This is a genomic window from Streptomyces sp. NPDC048659, from assembly GCF_040650575.1.
Lineage (GTDB): Bacteria > Actinomycetota > Actinomycetes > Streptomycetales > Streptomycetaceae > Streptomyces.
This window is the reverse complement of the sequence record NZ_JBEZHM010000001.1, coordinates 27566-49458: the sequence shown is the minus strand read 5'-3', so window position 1 is coordinate 49458 and position 21893 is coordinate 27566. Positions and strand designations below refer to the sequence as shown.

At 73.9% G+C, this 21893-nt stretch carries 20 protein-coding genes; 10 read left to right on the top strand and 10 right to left on the bottom strand.

Going from position 1 to position 21893, the window contains the following annotated elements:
- The first annotated feature begins 44 nt into the window (after window positions 1–44).
- Complete coding sequence (locus tag AB0C99_RS00225; RefSeq protein ID WP_362467616.1) at window positions 45–1337, top strand: M18 family aminopeptidase; 1293 nt, start codon at window positions 45–47, stop codon at window positions 1335–1337.
- A 74-nt stretch (window positions 1338–1411) separates the two neighbouring features.
- A complete protein-coding gene (locus tag AB0C99_RS00220) occupies window positions 1412–2134 on the top strand; it encodes a hypothetical protein (protein ID WP_362467614.1) in 723 nt (240 codons plus the stop codon).
- A 9-nt stretch (window positions 2135–2143) separates the two neighbouring features.
- Here the strand turns inward: AB0C99_RS00220 and AB0C99_RS00215 are convergent, their stop codons facing one another.
- The gene (locus AB0C99_RS00215) at window positions 2144–3937 is read right to left on the bottom strand and encodes an NHL domain-containing thioredoxin family protein (protein WP_362467612.1); all 1794 of its coding nucleotides are present in this window, start codon (window positions 3935–3937) and stop codon (window positions 2144–2146) included.
- 159 nt (window positions 3938–4096) lie between these two features.
- Between AB0C99_RS00215 and AB0C99_RS00210 the strand changes: the two genes are divergently transcribed.
- Genes AB0C99_RS00210 through AB0C99_RS00200 form a run of 3 tightly spaced genes read left to right on the top strand, consistent with a single transcriptional unit; the run spans window position 4097 to window position 6763 of the window.
- Complete coding sequence (locus AB0C99_RS00210) at window positions 4097–5482, top strand: hypothetical protein (RefSeq protein WP_362467610.1); 1386 nt, start codon at window positions 4097–4099, stop codon at window positions 5480–5482.
- Window positions 5483–5500: 18 nt separating this feature from the next.
- Window positions 5501–6253, top strand: coding sequence for a hypothetical protein (locus tag AB0C99_RS00205; RefSeq protein ID WP_362467609.1), 753 nt, complete (start codon window positions 5501–5503; stop codon window positions 6251–6253).
- Between the two features lie 18 nt (window positions 6254–6271).
- Window positions 6272–6763 (top strand): LURP-one-related family protein, encoded by a 492-nt coding sequence (locus tag AB0C99_RS00200; RefSeq protein WP_362467607.1) that lies wholly within the window; start codon window positions 6272–6274, stop codon window positions 6761–6763.
- 33 nt (window positions 6764–6796) lie between these two features.
- Here AB0C99_RS00200 and AB0C99_RS00195 read toward each other — a convergent pair whose 3' ends face one another.
- The gene (locus AB0C99_RS00195) at window positions 6797–7996 is read right to left on the bottom strand and encodes an aminotransferase class I/II-fold pyridoxal phosphate-dependent enzyme (RefSeq protein ID WP_362467605.1); all 1200 of its coding nucleotides are present in this window, start codon (window positions 7994–7996) and stop codon (window positions 6797–6799) included.
- 72 nt (window positions 7997–8068) lie between these two features.
- On the opposite strand from AB0C99_RS00195, the gene AB0C99_RS00190 reads away from it, so the two are divergent.
- The gene (locus AB0C99_RS00190; protein WP_362467604.1) at window positions 8069–9517 is read left to right on the top strand and encodes a PLP-dependent aminotransferase family protein; all 1449 of its coding nucleotides are present in this window, start codon (window positions 8069–8071) and stop codon (window positions 9515–9517) included.
- On the opposite strand, the gene AB0C99_RS00185 is transcribed toward AB0C99_RS00190, so the two are convergent.
- Window positions 9498–10271 (bottom strand): nitrilase-related carbon-nitrogen hydrolase, encoded by a 774-nt coding sequence (locus AB0C99_RS00185; RefSeq protein ID WP_362467602.1) that lies wholly within the window; start codon window positions 10269–10271, stop codon window positions 9498–9500. The two genes, AB0C99_RS00190 and AB0C99_RS00185, sit on opposite strands and share 20 nt — an antisense overlap.
- A gap of 159 nt (window positions 10272–10430) precedes the next feature.
- Here AB0C99_RS00185 and AB0C99_RS00180 point away from each other — a divergent pair, with 159 nt between their 5' ends.
- On the top strand, window positions 10431–11258 hold the full coding sequence (locus AB0C99_RS00180) for a maleylpyruvate isomerase family mycothiol-dependent enzyme (protein WP_362467600.1): 828 nt from the start codon (window positions 10431–10433) through the stop codon (window positions 11256–11258).
- 117 nt (window positions 11259–11375) lie between these two features.
- Here AB0C99_RS00180 and AB0C99_RS00175 read toward each other — a convergent pair whose 3' ends face one another.
- The 6 genes from AB0C99_RS00175 to pdhA all read right to left on the bottom strand — a co-directional run bounded on the left by AB0C99_RS00175 (window position 11376) and on the right by pdhA (window position 17388).
- Window positions 11376–12698, bottom strand: a complete 1323-nt coding sequence (locus AB0C99_RS00175) for an MFS transporter (RefSeq protein WP_362467598.1) — start codon at window positions 12696–12698, stop codon at window positions 11376–11378.
- Window positions 12695–13336: a GntR family transcriptional regulator gene (locus AB0C99_RS00170; RefSeq protein ID WP_362467597.1), complete on the bottom strand. Its 642-nt coding sequence runs from the start codon at window positions 13334–13336 to the stop codon at window positions 12695–12697. The genes AB0C99_RS00175 and AB0C99_RS00170 overlap by 4 nt, the downstream gene beginning before the upstream one ends.
- A gap of 72 nt (window positions 13337–13408) precedes the next feature.
- Entirely contained in the window at window positions 13409–13756 is a 348-nt protein-coding gene (locus AB0C99_RS00165) for a hypothetical protein (RefSeq protein ID WP_362467595.1), read from the bottom strand.
- A gap of 59 nt (window positions 13757–13815) precedes the next feature.
- Window positions 13816–15195, bottom strand: a complete 1380-nt coding sequence (locus AB0C99_RS00160; protein ID WP_362468086.1) for a dihydrolipoamide acetyltransferase family protein — start codon at window positions 15193–15195, stop codon at window positions 13816–13818.
- 31 nt (window positions 15196–15226) lie between these two features.
- On the bottom strand, window positions 15227–16207 hold the full coding sequence (locus AB0C99_RS00155) for an alpha-ketoacid dehydrogenase subunit beta (protein ID WP_362467593.1): 981 nt from the start codon (window positions 16205–16207) through the stop codon (window positions 15227–15229).
- Between the two features lie 2 nt (window positions 16208–16209).
- Window positions 16210–17388, bottom strand: a complete 1179-nt coding sequence (pdhA, locus tag AB0C99_RS00150; protein ID WP_362467591.1) for a pyruvate dehydrogenase (acetyl-transferring) E1 component subunit alpha — start codon at window positions 17386–17388, stop codon at window positions 16210–16212.
- 344 nt (window positions 17389–17732) lie between these two features.
- Between pdhA and AB0C99_RS00145 the strand changes: the two genes are divergently transcribed.
- The 3 genes from AB0C99_RS00145 (at window position 17733) to AB0C99_RS00135 (ending at window position 20097) form a co-directional block, all read left to right on the top strand.
- Entirely contained in the window at window positions 17733–18392 is a 660-nt protein-coding gene (locus tag AB0C99_RS00145) for a response regulator transcription factor (protein ID WP_362467590.1), read from the top strand.
- A 145-nt stretch (window positions 18393–18537) separates the two neighbouring features.
- Entirely contained in the window at window positions 18538–18987 is a 450-nt protein-coding gene (locus AB0C99_RS00140) for a pyridoxamine 5'-phosphate oxidase family protein (RefSeq protein WP_362467588.1), read from the top strand.
- Between the two features lie 135 nt (window positions 18988–19122).
- A complete protein-coding gene (locus tag AB0C99_RS00135; RefSeq protein WP_362468084.1) occupies window positions 19123–20097 on the top strand; it encodes a phosphotransferase in 975 nt (324 codons plus the stop codon).
- A 33-nt stretch (window positions 20098–20130) separates the two neighbouring features.
- Here AB0C99_RS00135 and AB0C99_RS00130 read toward each other — a convergent pair whose 3' ends face one another.
- Window positions 20131–21882 carry a protein kinase gene (locus tag AB0C99_RS00130; RefSeq protein ID WP_362467586.1) on the bottom strand — a complete coding sequence of 584 codons (1752 nt, stop codon included), beginning with the start codon at window positions 21880–21882 and terminating at the stop codon, window positions 20131–20133.
- Window positions 21883–21893 lie beyond the last annotated feature (11 nt).

Genomic DNA, 21893 nt, shown 5'->3' with positions numbered 1-21893 from the left:
GCGGGCCGTTCTGGCTTCCCCGGGCCGCTGCGTAAGGTGAACGCATGAGTAGCGCACCTCCCCGGTTCGACCGCGGCCACACCGATGACCTCATGACCTTCCTCGCGGCCTCCCCCTCGCCGTACCACGCGGTGGCGAACACCGCCGAGCGCCTGGAGAAGGCCGGCTTCCGCAAGGTCGAGGAGACCGCCGCCTGGGACGCCACGACCGGCGGGAAGTACGTGGTGCGCGGGGGCGCGATCATCGCCTGGTACGTGCCCGAGGGCGCCGCCCCGCACACGCCGTTCCGGATCGTCGGCGCGCACACCGACTCCCCGAACCTGCGCGTCAAGCCCCGGCCCGACTTCGGCCGCGAGGGCTGGCGCCAGGTCGCCGTCGAGATCTACGGCGGCCCGCTGCTCAACAGCTGGCTCGACCGCGACCTCGGCCTGGCCGGCCGGCTCACCCTGCGCGACGGCAGCCAGGTGCTCGCGAACGTGGACCGGCCGGTGCTGCGCGTCCCGCAGCTCGCCGTCCACCTCGACCGGGGCGTCAACGACGGCATGAAGCTGGAGCGCCAGCGCCACATGCAGCCGATCTGGGGCCTGGGCGAGGTCCACGAGGGCGACCTGATCTCCTTCGTCGCCGAGGAGGCCGGGGTCGACGCCGAGGACGTGGCCGGCTGGGACCTCATGGTCCACGCCGTCGAGGCCCCCGCCTACCTGGGCCGCGACCGCGAGCTGCTCGCCGGGCCCCGCATGGACAACCTCATCTCGGTGCACGCCTGCGTGGCCGCCCTGGCCGCCGTGTCGACGCTGCCCGACCTGCCGTACATCCCGGTCCTCGCCGCCTTCGACCACGAGGAGAACGGCTCCGAGGCCGACACCGGCGCCCACGGCCCGCTGCTCGGCAACGTCCTGGAGCGCTCCGTCTACGCCCGCGGCGGCGGCTACGAGGACAAGGCCCGCGCCCTGGCCGGCTCGGTCTGCCTCTCCTCCGACGTCGGCCACGCCGTGCACCCGAACTACAGCGAGCGCCACGACCCGACGCACCACCCGCGCCCCAACGGCGGCCCGATCCTCAAGGTGAACGTCAACCAGCGCTACGCCACCGACGGCAGCGGCCGGGCCGTGTTCGCCGCCGCCTGCGAGAAGGCCGGCGTGCCGTGGCAGACCTTCGTCTCCAACAACGACATGCCCTGCGGCACCACGATCGGCCCGATCACCGCCGCCCGCCACGGCATCAGCACCGTCGACATCGGCGTCGCCTGCCTCTCGATGCACAGCGCCCGCGAGCTGTGCGGCTCGGACGACCCGTACCACCTGGCCAACGCCCTGGTGGCCTTCCTGGAGGGCTGAGGCCCGGCGGAACCCTGTGCCCCTCCCCCCGGCCGTGCCATGATCCACGGACCGATCGGGGGAGGGGTACGCGCATGTGGTGGCCATGGGGACGGGACCGCGAGGAGCGGGAGTACGCGCGGGCCTCGGCGGAGGAGGCGCTCCGGTACATGACCGCCACGTTCTACGAGGCGGAGGTCCTCGACCGGGCCATCACGTCCTACGCCGCCGAGCTCAGGCGCCTCATGGACGACGGGTTCGGGCTGCGGCGCGCGAGCGTCGCCCCCGTCCTCGACGCCTGCGCCCAGGTCGAGGCCGTGTTCGTCACCGTCTTCACCGAGTACTTCGAGCTCCGCGACGCCCTGCTCCCGCTCCGCCCGCACGCGTCCGTCCGCGGGCTGCGGAAGGCGCGGGCCGCGTTCGAGGAGGCGTCCCTGCACGTCCTGGGGCCGATGGACGACGGCGCCGCCGCCAAGCAGGACCTGGACAAGCTCTTCGACACGATCGCCTCGTTCCGCACGCTGTGCCGGCCTCCCGCCCTCGCTGCGGCGGACGGCCTGGCCGCCGCCGAGGCGGAGCTGGCCGCGCTCGCCGCCGACGGCGTCACCAGCGGCCCGCTGCGGCGGCGGCTGCGGGACACAGCGCGGGAGCTGGAGGTCCTCAAGGACGGGCGCGGCGAGCTCGTGCACATGCGGGACGTCGCCGCCGCCTTCCACCGGCTGCACGCCGAGGCCGAGGACCTGCGGCGGCGGATCCGGATCGCCCGGCCGCTGGCCGCCGTCCTCGACCGGGAGACGGCGGCCGTGGTCGCGGGGTGACCGCTCCGGTCAGCCGTCCGCCGCGTCCATGCCCGCCAGGATCAGCGGGAGGCGGGTCGCGCCGCCCTCGGTGAGGCGGAGCGGGACGCCCCAGTCCTGCTGGTGGACGTGGCAGGCGGGGTACTCGTTGGCGGGGTCGTCGTCGCAGGACGCGGCCATCGCCGAGACGTGCAGGACGCCCTCGGCGAGCTCCGGGTTCAGGGTGAGCTCGCGGAACAGGTCCGTGCCCGTGCCCTCGCCCGCGAGCAGCAGCTCCGGCGGGGTCGAGGAGACCAGCAGCCGGGTCGAGGGGCCGTAGCGCTCGTCCAGCTTCTGGCCCTTCGGGGCCTGGAAGACCACGTCGAGGCGGAACGCGCCCGGGGCGACCTCGGTGGCCTCGCGCCGGGTGCGGTGGGCGACCGACTCGACCTGGACGGCCTCCTCGGGCAGCCGCAGCCGGGTCAGCTTGTGCCGGGCCGACTCGACGACCACGACGTCCTCGCCGACGACGACCGCGTCGGAGGGCTCGCGCAGGTCCGTGGCGAGCGTGGTGACCTCGCCGCTCGCCGGGTCGAAGCGGCGCAGCGCGTGGTTGTACGTGTCGCTGACGGCGACCGAGCCGTCGGGCAGGGCGGTCACGCCCAGCGGGTGCTGGAGCAGCGCCTGCCCGGCCTCGCCGTCGCGGTGCCCGAAGTCGAACAGGCCGGTGCCGACGGCCGTGTGCACGAGGCCCTCCGGGTCGACCCAGCGCAGCGCGCTCGTCTCCGAGTCGGCCACCCACAGGCGGTCCTCGGTGGCCGCGAGCCCGGACGGCTGCGCGAACCACGCCTCGGCGGCGGGCCCGTCGACCAGGCCCTCGTTGGTGGTGCCGGCCGCGACGCCGACGGTCCCGGTCTCCGGGTCGTACGTCCACAGCTGGTGGACACCCGCCATCGCGATCCACACCTTCCCCCGCCACCAGGCCACGTCCCACGGCGAGGACAGGTCGACCTCCAGGGCCGGGCCGGCGGTCGGGGAGCCCTGCCACCACTGGCGGCCGGTGCCCGCGATCCGCTCCGAGGCGCCGGTGGCCGGGTCGAACAGGCGCAGCGCGTGGTGCACGGTGTCGGCGACGACGACCTTGCCGTCGGGCAGCACGGCGAGGCCCTGCGGCTCGCGGAACTCCCCGTCGCCGATCCGGCGCACGACGGTCTCGCCGTCCGGCTCCAGTTCGACGAGCTGGTGCCGGGTGGTGTCGGAGACCAGCAGGTTCCCGGACGGCAGCAGGACCGCCTTGCCGGGGAAGCGCAGGTCGGTCGCGACCGGCTCCGGCGGCACGTACGGCCCGTCGCCGCGCCGCAGGGTGCCCTTGGCGCCGTGCTCGGCCTCCAGCTCCTCGACGAGCGCGCGCAGCGCGTTGGCGTGCCCCTCGCCCGCGTGCTGGGCGACGACATAGCCCTCGGGGTCGATGACGACGAGCGTCGGCCAGGCCCGTACGGCGTACTGCTTCCAGGTCGCGAGCTCCGGGTCGTCGAGGACCGGGTGGCGCACCTCGTAGCGCTCGACGGCGTCCACGACGGCCTGGTGCTCGGCCTCGTGCACGAACTTCGGCGAGTGCACGCCGATGATCACCAGGGTGTCCCGGTGCTTCTCCTCCAGCTCGCGGAGCTCGTCGAGGACGTGCAGGCAGTTGACGCAGCAGAAGGTCCAGAAGTCGAGCAGAACGATCTTTCCCCGCAGGTCGGTGAGGGACAGATCGTCTCCGCCGGTGTTGAGCCAGCCGCCCTTGCCGATCAGCTCGGGGGCCCGGACACGGACGCGTGCGCGCACGGAGTCGTCGTTCATGGCTCAAGGGTGCCGTACGTCCCGCCGTACGGATGAACGCGGGGCCCCGGGTGGCCGGACCCCGGCGTGTCGTGGCCGGGGGCGGGGCGGGGGGCCTGGCGAGCATGACAAGCGGAACGATCATCAGATTTTCCGTCGGATCTTCCCGGGGAGGGTGTCATGCGGGGATCACCGGGTGCCGCGCTCCTCGTCCCGCTGCTGTTCCCGCTGCTCCTGCTGCCGCTCTGGGCCCCCTGGGCGCCCGCCGCGCGCGCCGGCGGCGCCGGGAGCGGCGGCCTGAGCCTCAGCGTCACCGTCAACGGCGGTGACGGCACCGGCACCCGCCCCGTCCGGGCCGGCAGCCCGCTCGTCAAGCGGTACGTGCTGGTCAACCGCGGCGAGGCCGACCTCCACCGGGTCCGGATCGCCGACCCGGGCGTCCCCGGCGACCTGGTCCGCTGCCCCGCGCGCCCGCTCACCGCGCTCCGCTCGATGGTCTGCACGGCCCGCTTCCGCGCCCTGCCCGGCCGCCACACGGCCACCGCCCGCGCCACCGGCGAGATCCCCTCGCTGCGCGACCGCCTCACCGCCACCGCCCGCTCCGGCTACGAGGGTGTCGCCGGGGCGCTGCGGCTGACCGAGACCGTACGGGTGGCCGGGACGCCCGGCCCCGGCGGGCGCCAGGGCCGCGCCGCCCCCGTGCCCGCCGGCACCCTCGTGGACGTCCGCTACACCGTCACCAACCTCGGCAACCGCCCCGTCCACACCGTCCGCCTCACCGACACCGCCCTGGCCGCGGGCCCCGGCGCCCTCGCCTGCGGCCAGGACCGCACCGGCACCGTGCCCCTGCTCGCGCCCGGCGCCTCGGCGGAGTGCGCGGCGACGGTACGGCGGCCGCCGGGCACGTACCGCAGCACCGGGCTCGCCCGGGGCAGCGACCGGGTCGCCACCGTCGACGAGCGCGGCGGGACCGTCCCCGCCCCGGAGCTCACGGCCCGCGCCTCGGCGGAGTTCCGGGTACGGGACGGGGGCGGCGGGGAGTCCCCGGGCGCGGGGCCCCGGCCGCGCCCGCGCCCCGGCACGCAGTCCCCGGTGCCGGGCGCACCCGGCGCACCCGGCGCGGGCGGGGTGCCCGGCGGGCTGGTGGCCGGGCTGGTGGCGGGGGGCCGGGGGCCGGGGCCTTGGGCACCGGTGGGGGTGGGAGCCGCCGCAGCAGCGGACACGGCGGCCGCCGGGAACGGGACGGGGATGGGCGTGGGCATCGGTACGGGCACAGGCGCCGCCACGGGCACAGGCGCAGGCACAGGCATCGGCGGCAACACCGGCACCAACACCGGCACCGGCACCGGCACCTCCCCCGGCACCGCCACCCTCCCGTCCACCCGCGTCCCCGCCCCGGTCCCCGTCCCGGTGGCCGTCGCCCCCGCCCCCGCCGACGAAGGGCTGCTGCCCCGCCTCCACCGCCGCGCCCGCGAGCTCCCCCGCCTCGGCGTGGTCGTGACGCTGCTGCTCCTGCTGATCCCGGCCGCGCTCGCCGCCGCCCTGTTCGGCTCCCGCCACCACTGAGAGATCCTGCGAGCCCCCATGGCCCTCCTGGAAACCCTCGTCGTCGTCATCGGCGTCGCCCTCGTCGCGGCGCTCGCCGTGGTCGCCAAGACGCGCCTGTTCCCGATGCGCGAGGGCGACGAACCGCGCGAGGACGTCGCCGAGTACATCGCGATGATGGTCTCGGTCCTCTACGCCATCGTGCTCGGGCTCTGCCTGGTCTCCGTCTGGGACAACCGTTCCTCCGCCGACGACCAGGTGCAGGCCGAGGCGAGCGCGCTGCACCAGACGTACCTGCTCGCGGACGCCTTCCCCGCCGCGCAGCGGGAGCCGCTGCGGCAGGCGGCCCGCTCGTACGCCACGCACGTCGTCGACGTCGAGTGGCCGCTCATGACCGAGCGGGAGCCCCTCGGGCCGGAGGGCTGGGCGATGCTGGCCCGGCTGCGCGAGGCGGGCCAGCTGCGCGGCACCGGCACCACCGCCCAGCAGATCGCGGCGCAGGAGACGCTCGCCCAGATCGGGTACGTGGACGACGCGCGGCGCGGCCGGGAGGCGGCGGCGCAGGAGCGGCTGTCCCCCGTGCTGTGGACCGGGCTGATCATCGGCGGCCTGCTGACGCTGGCCTTCATGTTCCTGTTCGGGATCAGCCGCAGCACCACGCACGTGGTGATGGTGATGGGGCTCGCCGGGTTCATCGCCTTCACCGTCCTGCTCATCCACCAGCTCGACGCGCCGTTCGGCGCGATGCTCGGCGCGAGTCCGGACCCGTTCACGCGCTACTTCCCGTCCTGACGGGGAAGGCATTCCGCCATGAAATACCTGGTACGGGACAAGATCTTCGCGATCGGCGACGACTACTGGATCGAGGACGAGCGGGGCCGGCACGCCTACCTCGTCGACGGCAAGGCGCTGCGGCTGCGCGACACCCTGGAGCTGAAGGACCCGGACGGGCACGTCCTCATCACGCTGCGGCAGAAGATGTTCAGCCTGCGGGACGCGATGACGATCGAGCGGGACGAACGCCCCCTCGCCACCATCCGCCGCAAGCGCCTCTCGCTGCTCCGCAACCACTACCGCGTCAGCCTCGTCGAAGGCACCGAACTCGACGTCAGCGGCAGGATCCTGGACCGGGAGTTCACCGTCGAGTACGACGGCGAGCTCCTGGCCCACATCTCCCGCCAGTGGTTCCACGTCCGCGACACGTACGCCGTGAACGCGGTCCGCGAGGACGCCGATCCCGCCCTGCTCATCGCGGTCGCGGTGTGCGTGATCCGGATGGCCGAGCGGGAGCGGGAGGACTGAGCGGGACCGGGAGGACCGAGCGGCCCCGGTCGGCTACAGGGCCTTGGCCAGGGCCTGCTCCAGGTCCGCCCACAGGTCCTCGACGTGCTCGATGCCCACCGAGAGCCGCACCGTGCCGGGGCCGATGCCCGCCGCCTCCAGCGCCGCCGCGTCCAGCTGGCGGTGCGAGGTGGAGGCCGGGTGCATCACCAGGGTCTTCACGTCGCCGAGCGAGGCGCTGAGCGAGGCCAGCCGGACGCCCTCCACGAAGGCCCGGCCGGCCTCCCGGCCGCCCGCGAGGTCGAAGGAGACCACCCCGCCGCCGCCCCTCGGCAGCAGCCGCGCCGCCACCGCCGCGTCCGGGTGCCCGGCGAGGGCCGGGTGCCGGACGGCGGCGACCGCCGGGTGGGCGGCCAGGCGCGCGGCCAGCCCGGCGGCGTTCGCGCACTGCCGCTCGATCCGCAGCGGCAGCGTCTGGAGGCCGCGCAGGGTCAGCCAGGCGGCGAACGGGTCGGTGCTGGCGCCCTGTTCGACCGCGTAGTGCCGCACCCGGCCGTACAGCTCCTCGTCCCTGAAGACGGCGATGCCGCCGAGGACGTCGGCGTGCCCGGCGAGGTACTTGGTCGCCGAGTGCACGACGATGTCGGCCCCGTGCTCGATCGGGCGGCACAGCAGCGGCGAGGCGAAGGTGTTGTCGACGGCCGTGGGCACGCCCGCCTCCCGCGCGGCGGCGATCAGTGCGGGCAGGTCGGAGACCCGGGTGGTGGGGTTGGCGATGGTCTCCAGGTAGAGCAGCCGGGTCTCCGGGCGCAGCGCCGCCCGCACCTCGTCCGCGTCGCTCCCGGAGACGTACGTGACCTCGACGCCCCAGCGCGCGGAGAGGTCCGCGAGCAGCGCGTACGTCCCGCCGTACAGGCAGCGCTGGGCGACGACGTGGCCGCCGGTGCCGAGCAGGGCGAGCAGCACGCCGTTGATGGCGCCCATCCCGGAGGCGTACGAGAGGGCGGCGGCCCCGCCCTCCAGGCGCGCGACGGCGGTCTCCAGGGCGCGGACGGTCGGGTTGCCCATCCGGCTGTAGAGGAAGGTGTCCGTGGAGTGGAAGGCGTCCGCCATGGCGTCGGCGGTCTCGAAGGCGAAGACGTGCCCCTGGTGCAGCGGCACGCCGAGCGGCCTGCTGCCCTTGATCTCGGGCTGCGGGGAGTGGACGGCGAGGGTCTCGGGGCGGGACGCGAAGGGCGGGAAGTCGGCGCTCATGACGTCAGTCTGTGGACGGAACGCTTGCGTCCACAGGACCAATCCCGGCAGATTGGTCCGCCAATGGATCCAATGACACCCGCCCCGGCCGAACTCGTCGCCTGGCTCGGCCGCTGGTCGGCCGGGCGGGGCCCGCTGTATCTGCTGCTGGCCGCCGGTTTCCGCCGGCTGATCGACGAGGGGCTGCTGCCGCCGGGCGCCCCGCTGCCGCCCGACCGGCGCCTCGCGACCGCGCTGTCCGTCGGCCGGACGACGGTCGTCGCCGCCTACGACACCCTGCGGCAGGAGGGGCGGCTGGTGCGCCGCCAGGGCAGCGGCACCCGGGTGGCGCCCGCCGTGCTCGCCGCGCCGGGCCCCCGCGTGGTGGAGACCTCCAACCCGATGTTCCTCCACCTCCTCGAACCCTCCGACGGCGTCATCCTGTTGAGCTGCGCCGCCCCGCCGTCGCCACCGGCGGCGCTGGCCGAGGCGTACGCGGAGATCACGCTGCCCACGGACGACCTCGGCTACCACCCGGCCGGCCTCCCCGCCCTGCGGGCGGCGGTCGCCCGCCGGTACGCGGCGCGCGGGGTGCCGACCGGCCCGGACAGGATCCTGGTCACCACCGGCGCCCAGCAGGGCATCGGGCTGCTCACCCGGCTGCTGCTGGCGCCGGGCGACTCGGTGCTCGTGGAGGCGCCGAGCTATCCGGGGGCGCTCGACCTGTTCCGGGAGGCGGCGGCGGTGCCCCGGCCCGTACCGGTCGGTCCTGACGGCCTCGACGTGGCGGCGGCCGTCGCGGTGATGGAACGTCACCGCCCGTCCCTCGCCTATGTGGTGCCGCACCTGCACAACCCCACCGGGACCGTCCTGCCGCCGCTGCCGGGGCGCCGGCTGGTCGCCGCCGCCGAGGCGTACGGGATCCCGCTCGTCGACGACGAGGTGCTGAGCGAACTCCGCTTCGACGGCGCCGCCGCCGCGCCGCCGCTCTCCGCGTACGGCGAGGAGGTCATCGGCGTCGGCTCGCTCAGCAAGTCCGTCTGGGGCGGCCTGCGGATCGGCTGGGTGCGCGGCCCGGCCCCGCTGATCGCGCGCCTCGCCCGCCTGAAGGCGCTGCACGACCTCGGCAGCGACGTGCCGGGCCAGCTCGTGGCGGCCCGGCTGCTGGACTCCTACGAGCCGCTGCTCGCGGCCCGGCGCGCCGAACTGCGCGCGGGCCACGACCTGCTGCGGGCCGAGCTCGCCCGGCACCTCCCGTCCTGGGAGTGCCCGCCGTGCGCGGGCGGCCAGACCCTGTGGGTCCGGCTCCCGCACGGCGACGGGATCTCGTTCGCCCAGCTCGCGCTGCGGCACGGGGTGGCCGTGCTGCCCGGCTCCACCATGGACGCGCTCGGCGGCAGCGTCCGGATGCTCCGCCTGCACTTCCTGCTGCCCCCGGACACGCTCCGGGAGGCGGTCCGCCGACTGGCGACGGCGTGGCGGGAGTACGCGCCGGGGCGCGAGCTCGCGGGCGTCCGGGGCCCTACAGCACCCGGTCCTTGAGCGCCGGGAACTGCTCCCGCGTCTCCGTCACCTTCTTCGGGTCCAGGACGACCCGCAGGATCTCCTCGTCCGGGCCCGCCTCGGCGAGCACCTCGCCCCAGGGGTCGACGACGATCGAGTGCCCGGCCTGCTCGACACCGGCGTGGGTGCCGGCGGTGCCGCAGGCCAGGACGTACGCCTGGTTCTCGACCGCGCGCGCCCGCGCGAGCAGCCGCCAGTGGGCGAGGCGGCGGGCGGGCCAGCCGGCCGGCAGCAGGAACGCCTGCGCGCCCGCGTCGACGAGCCCCCGGAACAGCTCGGGGAAGCGCAGGTCGTAGCAGGTGCCGACGCCGACGGTGAGCTGCGGCAGATCGACGGTGACGAGGTCCTCGCCGCGCGCCATCAGCACCGCCTCGCCCTTGTCGAAGCCGAAGCGGTGGATCTTGCGGTAGGAGCCCGCGAGTTCGCCGTCGGGGGAGAAGACCAGCGAGGTGTTGTAGAGCGCGCCGCCCGCCGCCTCGACGATCGAGCCCGCGTGCAGCCAGACCTCGGCGGCGCGCGCGGCGTCGGCCATCGCCTCGTACGTGGGGCCCTTCAGCGGCTCGGCCTCGGCCGCGAACTCCTCGTAGGCGAAGGCTCCGACGGGCCACAGCTCGGGCAGGACCACCAGGTCGGCGGCCCCTCGTTCCTCCCGCACCAGGCGCGCGACGCGCGCCCTGCGGCTCTCGACCGGTTCGTCCGGGTCTACCGCGATCTGGATCAGCGAGGCGCGCACACTACCACCGTCCTGGCATTCGAGCCGTCAACACCGGCCTACGATCGTCACACGAAAGCACTGCCGGGGTGCCTGCGGGCAGCGTAACTTAGCCACCGAGCCTCCCACGCAGTCATGTTTTCAGCCCGCCCAGCCGTACCAGCGCCGCCGAGGGGTCCCGTGACCGTCCATCCCAGCCTCCAGAACTACGCCGACGCCTGGACCCACTCGATCGAAGCGATAGCCGAGCTGGTGCAGCCGCTCGTGGAGGGGGAGTGGAATCGCGCCACCCCGTGCCCCGGCTGGTCGGTCCGCGACATCGTGTCCCATGTCATCGGCATGGAGACCGAGATGCTCGGCGACCCGCGCCCGATCCACAGCCTGCCCCGCGATCTCTACCACGTGCGCAGCGACTTCGCCCGCTACATGGAGATGCAGGTCGATGTGCGGCGGCACCACACGGCGCCGGAGATGACGTCGGAGCTGGAGTACATCCTGATCCGCCGGGCGCGTCAGCTCCGCAACGAGAACCGGCTGCCCGACGCCCTGATGCGGGCCCCGCTCGGCGCCGAGCAGACGCTGGAACTGGCCTACCGGATGCGCGCCTTCGACTGCTGGGTGCACGAGCAGGACCTGCGGACCGCCCTCGGCGTCCCGGGCAACCTGGACTCCCCCGGCGCGTACATCGTGCGGGACGTGCTGCTGGAGGCGCTGCCGTTCGTGGTCGCGAAGGAGGCGGGCGCGCCCGCGAGCTCGGCGGTGGTGCTGGACGTGACCGGCCCGCTGGAGTTCCTGCGGACGGTCCGGGTGGACGCGCAGGGCAACGGCTCGGTGGACGGGGCGCCGTCGCTGGGCCCGGCGGTGACGCTGGTGACGGACTGGGAGACGTACGTACGGCTGGCCTGCGGCCGGGTCCGCCACACCGAGGTGGCCGACCGGGTGAAGACCGAGGGCGACGCGGACCTGGCGCGGGCGATCCTGGACCACTTCGCGGTGACACCGAACTGAGGCCCCCGCACGGCGGCCTTGCGCGGCGGCCTGCACCCGCACACGGCCTCGCACGACGGCCTGCACCCGCACACGGCCTCGCACGGCGACCTCACGCGGCGGCCCTACACGGCCGTCCTACGCGGCGGGGACGTGCACGGCCTCGACCCGGCTGGCGACGAGCCGCTCCCGCTCCCGGCGGGCGGTGCGGGACTTGAGGCGGAGGATCTGCGCGACGCCGAGGGCTTCGAGGACGAAGACCGAGGAGAAGGCGATCCGGTAGTCGTTCCCGGTGGCGTCGAGGAGGACGCCGACGGCGAAGAGCGTGGTCATGGAGGCGATGAAGCCGCCCATGTTGACGATCCCCGAGGCGGTGCCCTGCCGCTCGGGCGGATTGGCGGGCCGGGCGAAGTCGAAGCCGATCATCGAGGCGGGCCCGCAGGCGCCGAGCACGACGCACAGGGTGACGAGCAGCCACATCGGCGCGTGGGCGCCGGGGTAGGCGAGGGTGGCCGCCCACGCGACGGCGGTCATGGCGACGGTGCCGAGGGCGAGCGGGGCGCGGGCGGCGTGGTGCCGGGCGATGATCTGCCCGTAGACCAGCCCGACCGCCATGTTGGAGGCGACGACGAGGGTGAGCAGCGACCCGGCGGTCTCGCGGCTGAGTCCCTGCGCCTCGACGAGGAAGGGCAGCCCCCACAGCAACAGGAAGACCATGGCGGGGAACTGGGTGGTGAAGTGCACCCACATCCCGAGCCGGGTGCCGGGCTCGCGCCAGGACTCGCCGATCTGGCGGCGGACGAAGGCGGCGCCCGCGTGCGGGACGGGCTCGGGCTCGTACCCCTCGGGGTGGTCCTTCAGGAAGAGCAGCAGCAGGACGAGGACGACGACTCCGGCGCCGGCGCTGCCCGCGAAGGCGGGGGTCCAGCCGAGGCCGTGCAGGAGCCGGGCGATGACGAGGGTGGAGACGAGGTTGCCGGCCATGCCGACGAGCCCGGCGAGCTGGGCGACCATCGGCCCGCGGCGGGCGGGGAACCAGCGGGTGCCGAGCCGCAGCACGCTGATGAAGGTCATCGCGTCGCCGCAGCCGAGCAGGGCGCGGGAGGCGAGCGCCATGCCGTACGTGGGGGAGAGCGCGAAGCCGAGCTGGCCGAGGGTGAACAGCAGGACGCCGATGGTCAGCACCTTCTTGGTGCCGAGCCGGTCGACCATGAGGCCGACGGGTATCTGCATTCCGGCGTAGACGAGGAGCTGGAGTATGGAGAAGGTCGACAGGGCGGAGGCGTTGACGCCGAAGCGGTCGGCGGCGTCGAGCCCGGCGACGCCGAGCGAGGTCCGGAAGATGACGGCGACGAAGTAGACGGCGACGCCGACGCCCCACACGAGCGCGGCGCGGCGCCCGCCGGGCGGGTCCCCGGGGAGCGTGACGGCGGAGCCGTACCCGTTCTTCCCCCCGCTCACCGGGCCTCTCCCCGCACCAGCACCTTGACCCAGCTCAGATGCTGCCGGACGCACCCGGCGGCGCCCTCCGCGTCGCCCGCCTTGATCCGCTCCAGGATCTCGGCGTGCTCGACGATGTTCTTGGCGATCCGGTCGGGCTGCGACTGCATGACGGCGACGCCCATCCGCAGCTGCCGGTCCCGGAGCTGGTCGTAGAGGCGGGCGAGGATCTGGTTGCCGGCGTGCTGGACGATCTCGGCGTGGAAGGCCCGGTCGGTGGCGGCGACCTCGGCCAGGTCCCCCGCCGCGGCCCGCCGCTTCTGCTCCTCCAGCAGCTCCTCCAGCCGCGCCACGAGCCCGGGCCCGGCGGGCACGGCCCGCCGCACGGCGAACTCCTCGACGAGCAGCCGGGTCTCGACGACGTCGGCGATCTCCTGCGCGGAGACGGCGAGCACGAGGGCGCCCTTCTTGGGATAGAGCTTGAGCAGCCCCTCCATCTCCAGCTTGAGCAGCGCCTCCCGCACGGGCGTCCGCGACACCCCGACGGCCAGCGCGAGCTCCCCCTCGGTGAGCAGGGTCCCCCCTTCGTACCGGCGGTCGAGCACGGCTTGCTTGACGTGCGTGTAGACGCGGTCTGCTGCGGGGGGTGCGGATGCCATGGACACAGCTTAGATACAACAGAGGCGCAACAGACAGGGCCGTCCGCGATACGGACGGCCCTGTGCCGAACCTCACCCGTCGAGCAGGTCCATGCCGAGCAGCACGCTGACCACGAGCACGGCGAGCAGCCGGAGCGCGACGACCCCGTCGACCACCAGCCGCGCGCCCGGCGCCCGGAAGAGCCGCAGCGCCCAGGTCACCCCGACGGAGACGCCCACCCCGAGGGCGAGCAGGGCGAGCCCGCCCTGCCCCTCCGGCGTTCCGGGCTCGCCCGGAACGCGGTCGTACGCCTCCATGGACATCGCGAGCGCCAGCAGCAGCCAGCCCACCGCGAGCAGCCCGCTGACGACCGACTCGACGACGACGAACGCGAAGCGTCCGTCGCCGCGCGCCCGCCGGGCCTCCGTCATCACGGCCATGTCATCCCCCCCATGTCATCCCCCTCGTGTCATGCCCTCACGTCATCACGCCCAGGTGATCACGCCCAGGTCATCAGCTTCTTCGGCTGCTCCAGGATCGCGGCCACGTCGGCCAGGAAGCGGGAGCCGAGTTCTCCGTCGACCAGGCGGTGGTCGAAGGAGAGGGCCAGGGTGGTGACGTGGCGGGGCTTCACCTTGCCCTTGTGGACCCAGGGCTGGAGCTTGATCGCGCCGACCGCGAGGATCGCCGACTCGCCCGGGTTCAGGATGGGCGTGCCGGTGTCGACGCCGAAGACGCCGACGTTGGTGATGGTGAAGGTGCCGCCCTGCATGGCCGCCGGGGTGGTCTTGCCCTCGCGGGCGGTGGCGACCAGCTCGCTCAGGGACCGCGACAGCTCCGGCAGGGTCTGGGCGTGCGCGTCCTTGATGTTGGGGACGATCAGGCCCCGCGGGGTGGCCGCGGCGATGCCCAGGTTCACGTAGTGCTTGAGCACGATCTCCTGGGCGGCCTCGTCCCAGGACGCGTTGATGTCCGGGTTGCGCCGGGCCGCGACCAGGACCGCCTTGGCGATGATCAGGAGCGGGTTGACCCGCAGGCCCGCCATGTCCTTGTCGGACCGGAGCTCCTCGACCAGCTTCATCGTGCGCGTGATGTCGAAGGTCACGAACTCGGTGACGTGCGGCGCGGTGAAGGCCGAGCCGACCATCGCCGCCGCCGTGGCCTTCCGTACGCCCTTGACCGGGATACGGGTCTCCCGCGCGCCCGGCTCGACGGCGACGGCGACCGGGGCGGCGGGTGCCTCGGCGGCCGGGGCCGGGGTCTCGGCGGGGGCCGCGACCGGGGCCGGGGCGACCGCCGCGTGCACGTCCTCGCGGGTGATCACGCCGTCCGGGCCGGTCGGGGTGACCGTCGCCAGGTCCACGCCCAGGTCCTTGGCGAGCTTGCGCACCGGCGGCTTCGCCAGCGGGCGGGCCGCCGCCGGGGCGTGGCCGTTCAGCTGCTCGGGGACCACGGCCGCGGGGGCGGGGACCACGGCGGCGGGAGCCGGGGCCGCGGGGGCCGCGACCGGGGCCGTCTTGCGGGCGCGACGCTTGGTGGAGGTCGCGGCCACGCCGTAGCCGACGAGGACCGGCTGGCGGCCCGTCTGCTCCGGCTCGGCCTCGGGCTCGGGCGTCGGCAGCGCGGCGGGGGCCGGCGCGGCCACCGGGGCCTCGTCGCCGCCGACGTTCACCGAGATGATGACCTCGCCGACGTCGACCGTGGTGCCCTCGGGGAAGCGCAGCTCGTGCACCGTCCCGTCGAAGGGGATCGGCAGCTCGACGGCCGCCTTCGCCGTCTCCACCTCGCAGACGACCTGCCCGTCGGAGACGGTGTCGCCGGGCTGGACGTACCACTTGAGGATCTCGGCCTCGGTGAGGCCCTCGCCCACGTCGGGCATCTTGAATTCGCGGATCGTCACGGTGCTCTCCTCAGAACGCCAGCGAGCGGTCGACGGCGTCGAGCACGCGGTCCAGGCCCGGCAGGTACTCCTCCTCCAGGCGCGCCGGCGGATACGGCGCGTGGTAGCCGCCGACCCGCAGGACGGGGGCCTCCAGGTGGTAGAAGCAGCGCTCGGTGATCCGGGCGGCGATCTCGGCGCCGGAGCCGAAGAAGACCGGCGCCTCGTGGACGACGACCAGCCGGCGGGTCTTCTCCACCGAGGTCTGGATCGCGTCGAAGTCGATCGGGGAGACCGTCCGCAGGTCGAGGACCTCGACGGACTTGCCCTCCTCGGCGGCGGCGGCCGCCGCCTCCAGGCAGGTCTTCACCATCGGGCCGTACGCGGCGAGCGTGAGGTCGGTGCCCTCGCGGGCCACCCGCGCCTTGTGCAGCTCGCCGGGGATGGCCTCGGTGTCGACCTCGCCCTTGTCCCAGTAACGCCGCTTGGGCTCGAAGAAGATGACCGGGTCGTCGCTCTGGATGGCCTGCTGGAGCATCCAGTACGCGTCGGAGGAGTTCGAGGGCGAGACCACCTTGAGGCCCGCGACGTGCGCGAAGAGCGCCTCGGGGGACTCGGAGTGGTGCTCGACCGCGCCGATGCCGCCGCCGTACGGGATGCGCACGACGACCGGCATCTTGATCTTGCCGAGCGCGCGGGCGTGCATCTTCGCGAGCTGGGTGACGATCTGGTCGTACGCGGGGAAGACGAAGCCGTCGAACTGGATCTCCACGACCGGCCGGTAGCCGCGCAGGGCCAGGCCGATCGCGGTGCCGACGATGCCGGACTCGGCGAGCGGGGTGTCGATCACCCGGTCCTCGCCGAAGTCCTTCTGGAGCCCGTCGGTGACGCGGAAGACGCCGCCGAGCTTGCCGACGTCCTCGCCCATGATGAGGACCTTGGGGTCGGTCTCCAGGGCCTTGCGCAGCGACTCGTTGAGCGCCTTGGCGAGGGGGAGCTTCTGAACAGCCATGGTTACTCGGCCTCTCCGTCCGCGAAGGACGCCTGGTAGGCGGCGAACTGCGCGCGCTCCTCGTCGACGAGGGCGTGCCCGTCCGCGTACACGTTCTCGAAGATCGCCAGGTGGCCCGGGTCGGGCATGGCGCGGACGGCCTCGCGGACGCGCCTGCCGAGCGTCTCGCTCTCCGTCTCCAGCTCCTCGAAGAAGGCCGCGTCGGCGTGGCCCTCGCGCTCCATGTACGCCTTGAGGCGCAGGATCGGGTCCTTCGCCTCCCATGCCTCGCGCTCCTCGTCGGCCCGGTACTTGGTCGGGTCGTCGGAGGTGGTGTGGGCGCCCATGCGGTAGGTGAACGCCTCGACGAGGGTCGGGCCCTCGCCGCGGCGGGCGCGCTCCAGGGCGGAGCGGGTGACCGCGAGACAGGCCAGCACGTCGTTGCCGTCGACCCGGACGCCGGGGAAGCCGAAGCCGCGGGCGCGCTGGTAGAGCGGCACACGGGTCTGCTTCTCGGTGGGCTCGGAGATGGCCCACTGGTTGTTCTGGCAGAAGAACACGACCGGGGCGTTGTAGACCGCGGAGAAGGTGAACGCCTCGTTCACGTCGCCCTGGCTGGAGGCGCCGTCGCCGAAGTACGCGATCACGGCCGAGTCGGCGCCGTCCTTGGTGATGCCCATGGCGTAGCCGGTGGCGTGCAGGGTCTGCGAGCCGATGACGATCGTGTACAGGTGGAAGTTGTTGGTGTTGGGGTCCCAGCCGCCGTGGTTCACGCCGCGGAACATCCCGAGCAGGTTGGTCGGATCGACCCCGCGGACCCAGGCCACGCCGTGCTCGCGGTAGGTCGGGAAGACGTAGTCGTCGTCGCGCAGGGCGCGGCCGGAGCCGATCTGCGCGGCCTCCTGGCCGAGCAGCGAGGCCCACAGGCCCAGCTCGCCCTGGCGCTGGAGCGCGGTGGCCTCGGCGTCGAAGCGGCGGGTGAGGACCATGTCGCGGTAGAGCCCGCGCAGCTCCTCGGAGCTCAGGTCGATGTCGTAATCGGGGTGCTGGACGCGCTCCCCCTCGGGCGTCAGCAGCTGAACGAGCTCGGGCTCTGCGCTCTGCGCCGCCGTCGCCTTCTTCGCGCTCGCGGCACTTGCGGTGCGCTTGGTGCCGCTGCTGCGTCGCGTCGTCTTGCGCGCGGCAGTGCTCTCCACGGTCACGTGCGTGCTCCTCCGTCGGTCCGGCCCCCGGGTTCGCCGGTAAGGCCAGTGCGGCTCCGCCTTCACCGTGCCCTTCGCACGGGGTGGGTGCGACGCGGCTGGGGTCGGGCGTGACAGGTGCCCCGGCGAGCGCCCTGTCATAGGCACGTTACCCACAGCGCCGCATTCCCGCGAAACCCCATTTGACCTGCGATTTTGCTTGGATTTCCAAGTAAATCGAGAAAAGGGGGACTCGCCGCTGGTCAGCGGGCATCCGGGGGCAGCCCGCAGGGGCCGCCGGAACACCCGGCACGTTATCCCGGTCACCCCGGGCACGGGAAGAGCGAATATGTGAGACTGGCTGCGTGCGCGAAGAAGGAAAAATCCGGGTATTTCTGCTGGACGACCACGAGGTCGTGCGGCGCGGCGTCCACGAGCTGCTCTCCGTGGAGGACGACATCGAGGTGGTCGGCGAAGCCGGTACCGCCGCGGACGCCCTGGTCAGGATCCCTGCGACCCGGCCCGACGTGGCCGTGCTCGACGTCCGGCTCCCGGACGGCAGCGGGGTCGAGGTGTGCCGTGAGGTCCGTTCCCAGGACGATTCGATCAAGTGCCTGATGTTGACGTCCTACGCGGACGACGAGGCGCTCTTCGACGCGATCATGGCCGGGGCCTCGGGGTACGTGCTGAAGGCCATCCGCGGCAACGAGCTGCTGAACGCGGTGCGCGACGTGGCGGCCGGCAAGTCGCTGCTCGACCCCGTGGCGACCGCGCGGGTGCTGGAGCGGCTGCGGGACGGCAACAGCCCCAAGGGCGACGACCGGCTCTCCAACCTCACCGAGCAGGAGAAGAAGATCCTCGACCTGATCGGCGAGGGCCTGACCAACCGGGCCATCGGCGAGCGGCTCCACCTGGCCGAGAAGACCATCAAGAACTACGTGTCCAGCCTGCTGTCGAAGCTCGGCATGGAGCGGCGGTCCCAGGCCGCCGCGTACGTGGCGCGTATGCAGGCCGAGCGCCACTGAGCGCCGCGGGACGCCGGGCCGGGGCCGCCGCCTTCACCCGAACGGGTGTGGCGCGGCCCGACGGCCCGTACTAGGGACCTACGTCCCCGGAAAAGGGGCAGGGGCCCCTTTTCCGACAACCTGCCGGTGGCGGAGAGTGGTAGCCATGTCCACCGACGAGATCCGCGCCATCGAGCTGCTCAGCCGTGTGCCGTACGGCCGGGTGGCGACGAGTATGCGGGCGATGCCTTTCGTCGCCCCCGCCCGGCACATCGTGTTCGAGGGCGACGTCCTGATCCGGATGCACCGCGGCCTGGGCTACCACCGCGCCTGCAACGGCAGCGTGGTGGCCTACGGGACGGACAACTTCGGCTCCGACGACGAGGCGATGTGGTCCGTGCAGTTCACCGGCACCGCCGAGATCATCGAACCCACCGAGGCGCAGCGGGCCGCCTTCGGGCGGGAGCCGCGCACCGTGGACGACGAGGCGTTCGACCCGGTCTTCATGCGGATCGATCCCCAGTTCGTCACGGTGCACAGCCTCGATTACGCGTCCGAGGCGCCGGCCCCCGCGGCCGTTCCCTCCGTCGTACGCCACCTCCACCACGTAGCGTGATCTAACATCTGCGGAGTGCCGCGCTCATCTGTACCCCTGGCCTTATCGGGCCCACCGGCCCCGCCGGTCGCACCGGCCCCGCCTGCCCCGTCCGCCCCGGCCCCGGCCTCCTCGCCCGCCCCGCCGCTCGGCGCCCTGCTGCGCCGCTACGGGGACGCGGGCGAGCCGCTGTCCTGTGAGCCCGTCGCCCAGGGCTTACTGAACCGGGGCTACCGGCTCTCCACCACGCGGGGCCGCTACTTCCTCAAACAGCACCTGGACGCCCGCACCGCCGACCGGGACACCATCACCCGGCAGCACCGCGCCACGCTGCGCCTGCACGCCCTGGGGCTGCCCGTCGCCCCGCCGCTGCACGACACCAGGGGCCGCACCGTCGCCGTCATCGGCGGGCGCTGCTACGCGCTGCACCCCTGGGTCGAGGGCCGGCACCGCGAGGGCGCCGAACTGTCCACCGAGGGCTCCCGCCGCCTCGGCAGCCTCCTCGGGCACGTGCACACCTGCCTGGAGCGGGTCATGGGCTCCCCGGCGCCGGACACCGGCCACGAGAGCGCCCGCCCCGAGGACACCCTGCGGCTCATCGAGGAGCTGCTGCGGCTGGTCCGGGCCCGCCGGCCGCGCGACGGCTTCGACGAGCTGGCCGAGCACCGGCTGCGGGAGCGCCGGGCGCTGCTCGACCGGCACGCCCACCGGCGCCCGCCGGCCGCCGTCGAGGGCGGCTGGGTGCACGGCGACTTCCACCCGCTGAACCTGCTCTACCGGGGCGCCGAACCCGCGGCGATCGTCGACTGGGACCGGCTCGGCGTCCGCCCGCGCGCCGAGGAGGCGGTGCGGGCCGCCGCGATCTTCTTCGTCCGCCCGTCCGGGGAGCTCGCCCTGGACAAGGTGCGGGCCTACGCGCGCGCCTACCGGCGGGCGGCCGGGGCGGACCGCGCGGAGCTGGCCGCGGCGGTCGACCGGGTCTGGTGGGAGCGGCTCAACGACTTCTGGACCCTGCGCTGGCGCTACCAGCACCAGGACCGCAGGGCCGACCCGCTCTTCCCCGCGTTATCGGCCCTGGCCGTGTGGTGGACCCGCGAGTACGAGGCCGTGCGCGACGCCTTCGCGGGCTGACCGGGGGGCGACAGGGCCCGGCCGGGCCCCGCCTCAGCCCGTCCCGGTGGTCGTGCCCGTCGACGTGCCCGTGCTGCCCCGCGCGGTGCCGGACGAGGTGCCCGTGCCCGAGGACGTACCCGTGGAGGTGCCCGTGGACGTGCCCGTCGAGGTGCCGGTGGACGTGCCGGTCGAGGTGCCGGTGGAGGAGCCGTCCGTGGTGCCCTCCGTCGTCCCCTCGGTGGTGCCCTCGGTCGTCCCCTCGGTGGTGCCCTCGTTGGTGCCCGTGCCGCCGTCGCTCGTGCCCGTCGGGTCGGTCGACGGGGTGTTCGTCGGCGTCGGGTCCTTCGTCGGACGCTGGGTGGGCCGGTTCGTCGGCCGGTGGGTGTAGTCGTTGCCGCCCGAGGAGGAGTCCGGCGGCTCGGTCTGGTCCGAGGGCTCGTCGGAGGGGTCCGGGGACGGCGGCTCGGTGGACGGCTTGTCGGAGACCGCCGGCGGCGTCGTCCCGCCGCCGGTGCCCTTGTCGCCCGCCTTGTCGATCGCGTACGCCACACCCGCGACGATCGCGACCAGCGCGAGCGCCACGAACAGCAGCAGCTTGGCCCGGCGGCCACCGCCGCCCTTGCCGCCGTAAGTGCCGTCCTGGCCGTATCCGCCGTGGCCGCCGTGCCCGCCGTCGTAGCCCCCGTCGTCCGGGTTCATCGGCGGCAGGATCGGGCCCTGCGCGGTGTCGTGGTGCATCGGGTGGCCCATGGGGTGGCCGAGGACGGCCGTCGCGCCGACGCCGCCCATCCCGCCGCCCGGGGTGTGCATCTGGTCGTGCGTCCCGTACATCCCGTGCGGGTCGTGCATCCCGTGCAGGTCGACCGGCCCGGTGTTCCACACACCGGTGTGGCCGCCCTGCTCCTGGAGCATCTGCAGCCCGTACTGGATCAGGCCGCGCATCTCCTCGGCGCTCTGGAACCGGTCGTCCGGGTCCTTCGCCAGCGAGCGCATCGCCAGGCCGTCGAGCTCCGGCGGCGAGGCGGGCGCCACCTCGGACGGCGGCACCGGCATGTCCTGGACGTGCTGGTAGACCACCGACAGCGGCGTCTCGCCCGTGAACGGGGGACGCAGCGCGAGGAGTTCGTAGAGCAGGCAGCCCGTCGCGTACAGGTCGGAGCGGTGGTCGACGGCCTTGCCGAGGGCCTGCTCCGGCGACAGGTACTGCGGGGTGCCCATGACCATGCCGGTCTGCGTCATCGTCGACTGCGCGCCGTGCAGCGCGCGGGCGATGCCGAAGTCCATGACCTTGACCGCGCCGCCGTGGGTGATGATCACGTTCGCCGGCTTGATGTCGCGGTGCACGATGCCGTGCTGGTGCGAGTAGGCCAGCGCCTCCAGGACGCCCGAGACGATGATCAGGGCCTGCTCGGGCCCCGGCGCCTCGGCGCTGATCAGCAGGTCGCGGATGGTGCGGCCCTCGACCAGCTCCATCACGATGTACGGCACGGGGCGGCCGTTGACCAGGTCCTCGCCCGAGTCGTAGACCGCCACGATCGCATGGTGGTTGAGGCCCGCGACCGACTGCGCCTCGCGCGTGAAGCGGGCCTTGGAGACCGGGTCCTCGGCGAGGTCGCTGCGCAGCAGCTTCACCGCGACGGTGCGCCCGAGGCGCACGTCCTCGGCGGCGAACACCTCGGCCATGCCGCCGCGTCCGAGGCGGTGGGTCAGCCGATAACGTCCGTCGCCGACCACCCCGTCGGCGCCCCAGGACTCGGGAGAAGCGTCCGGCAGACCGCCACCTGCTCCGGATTCGGGTGCCATCAGTCCTCGCC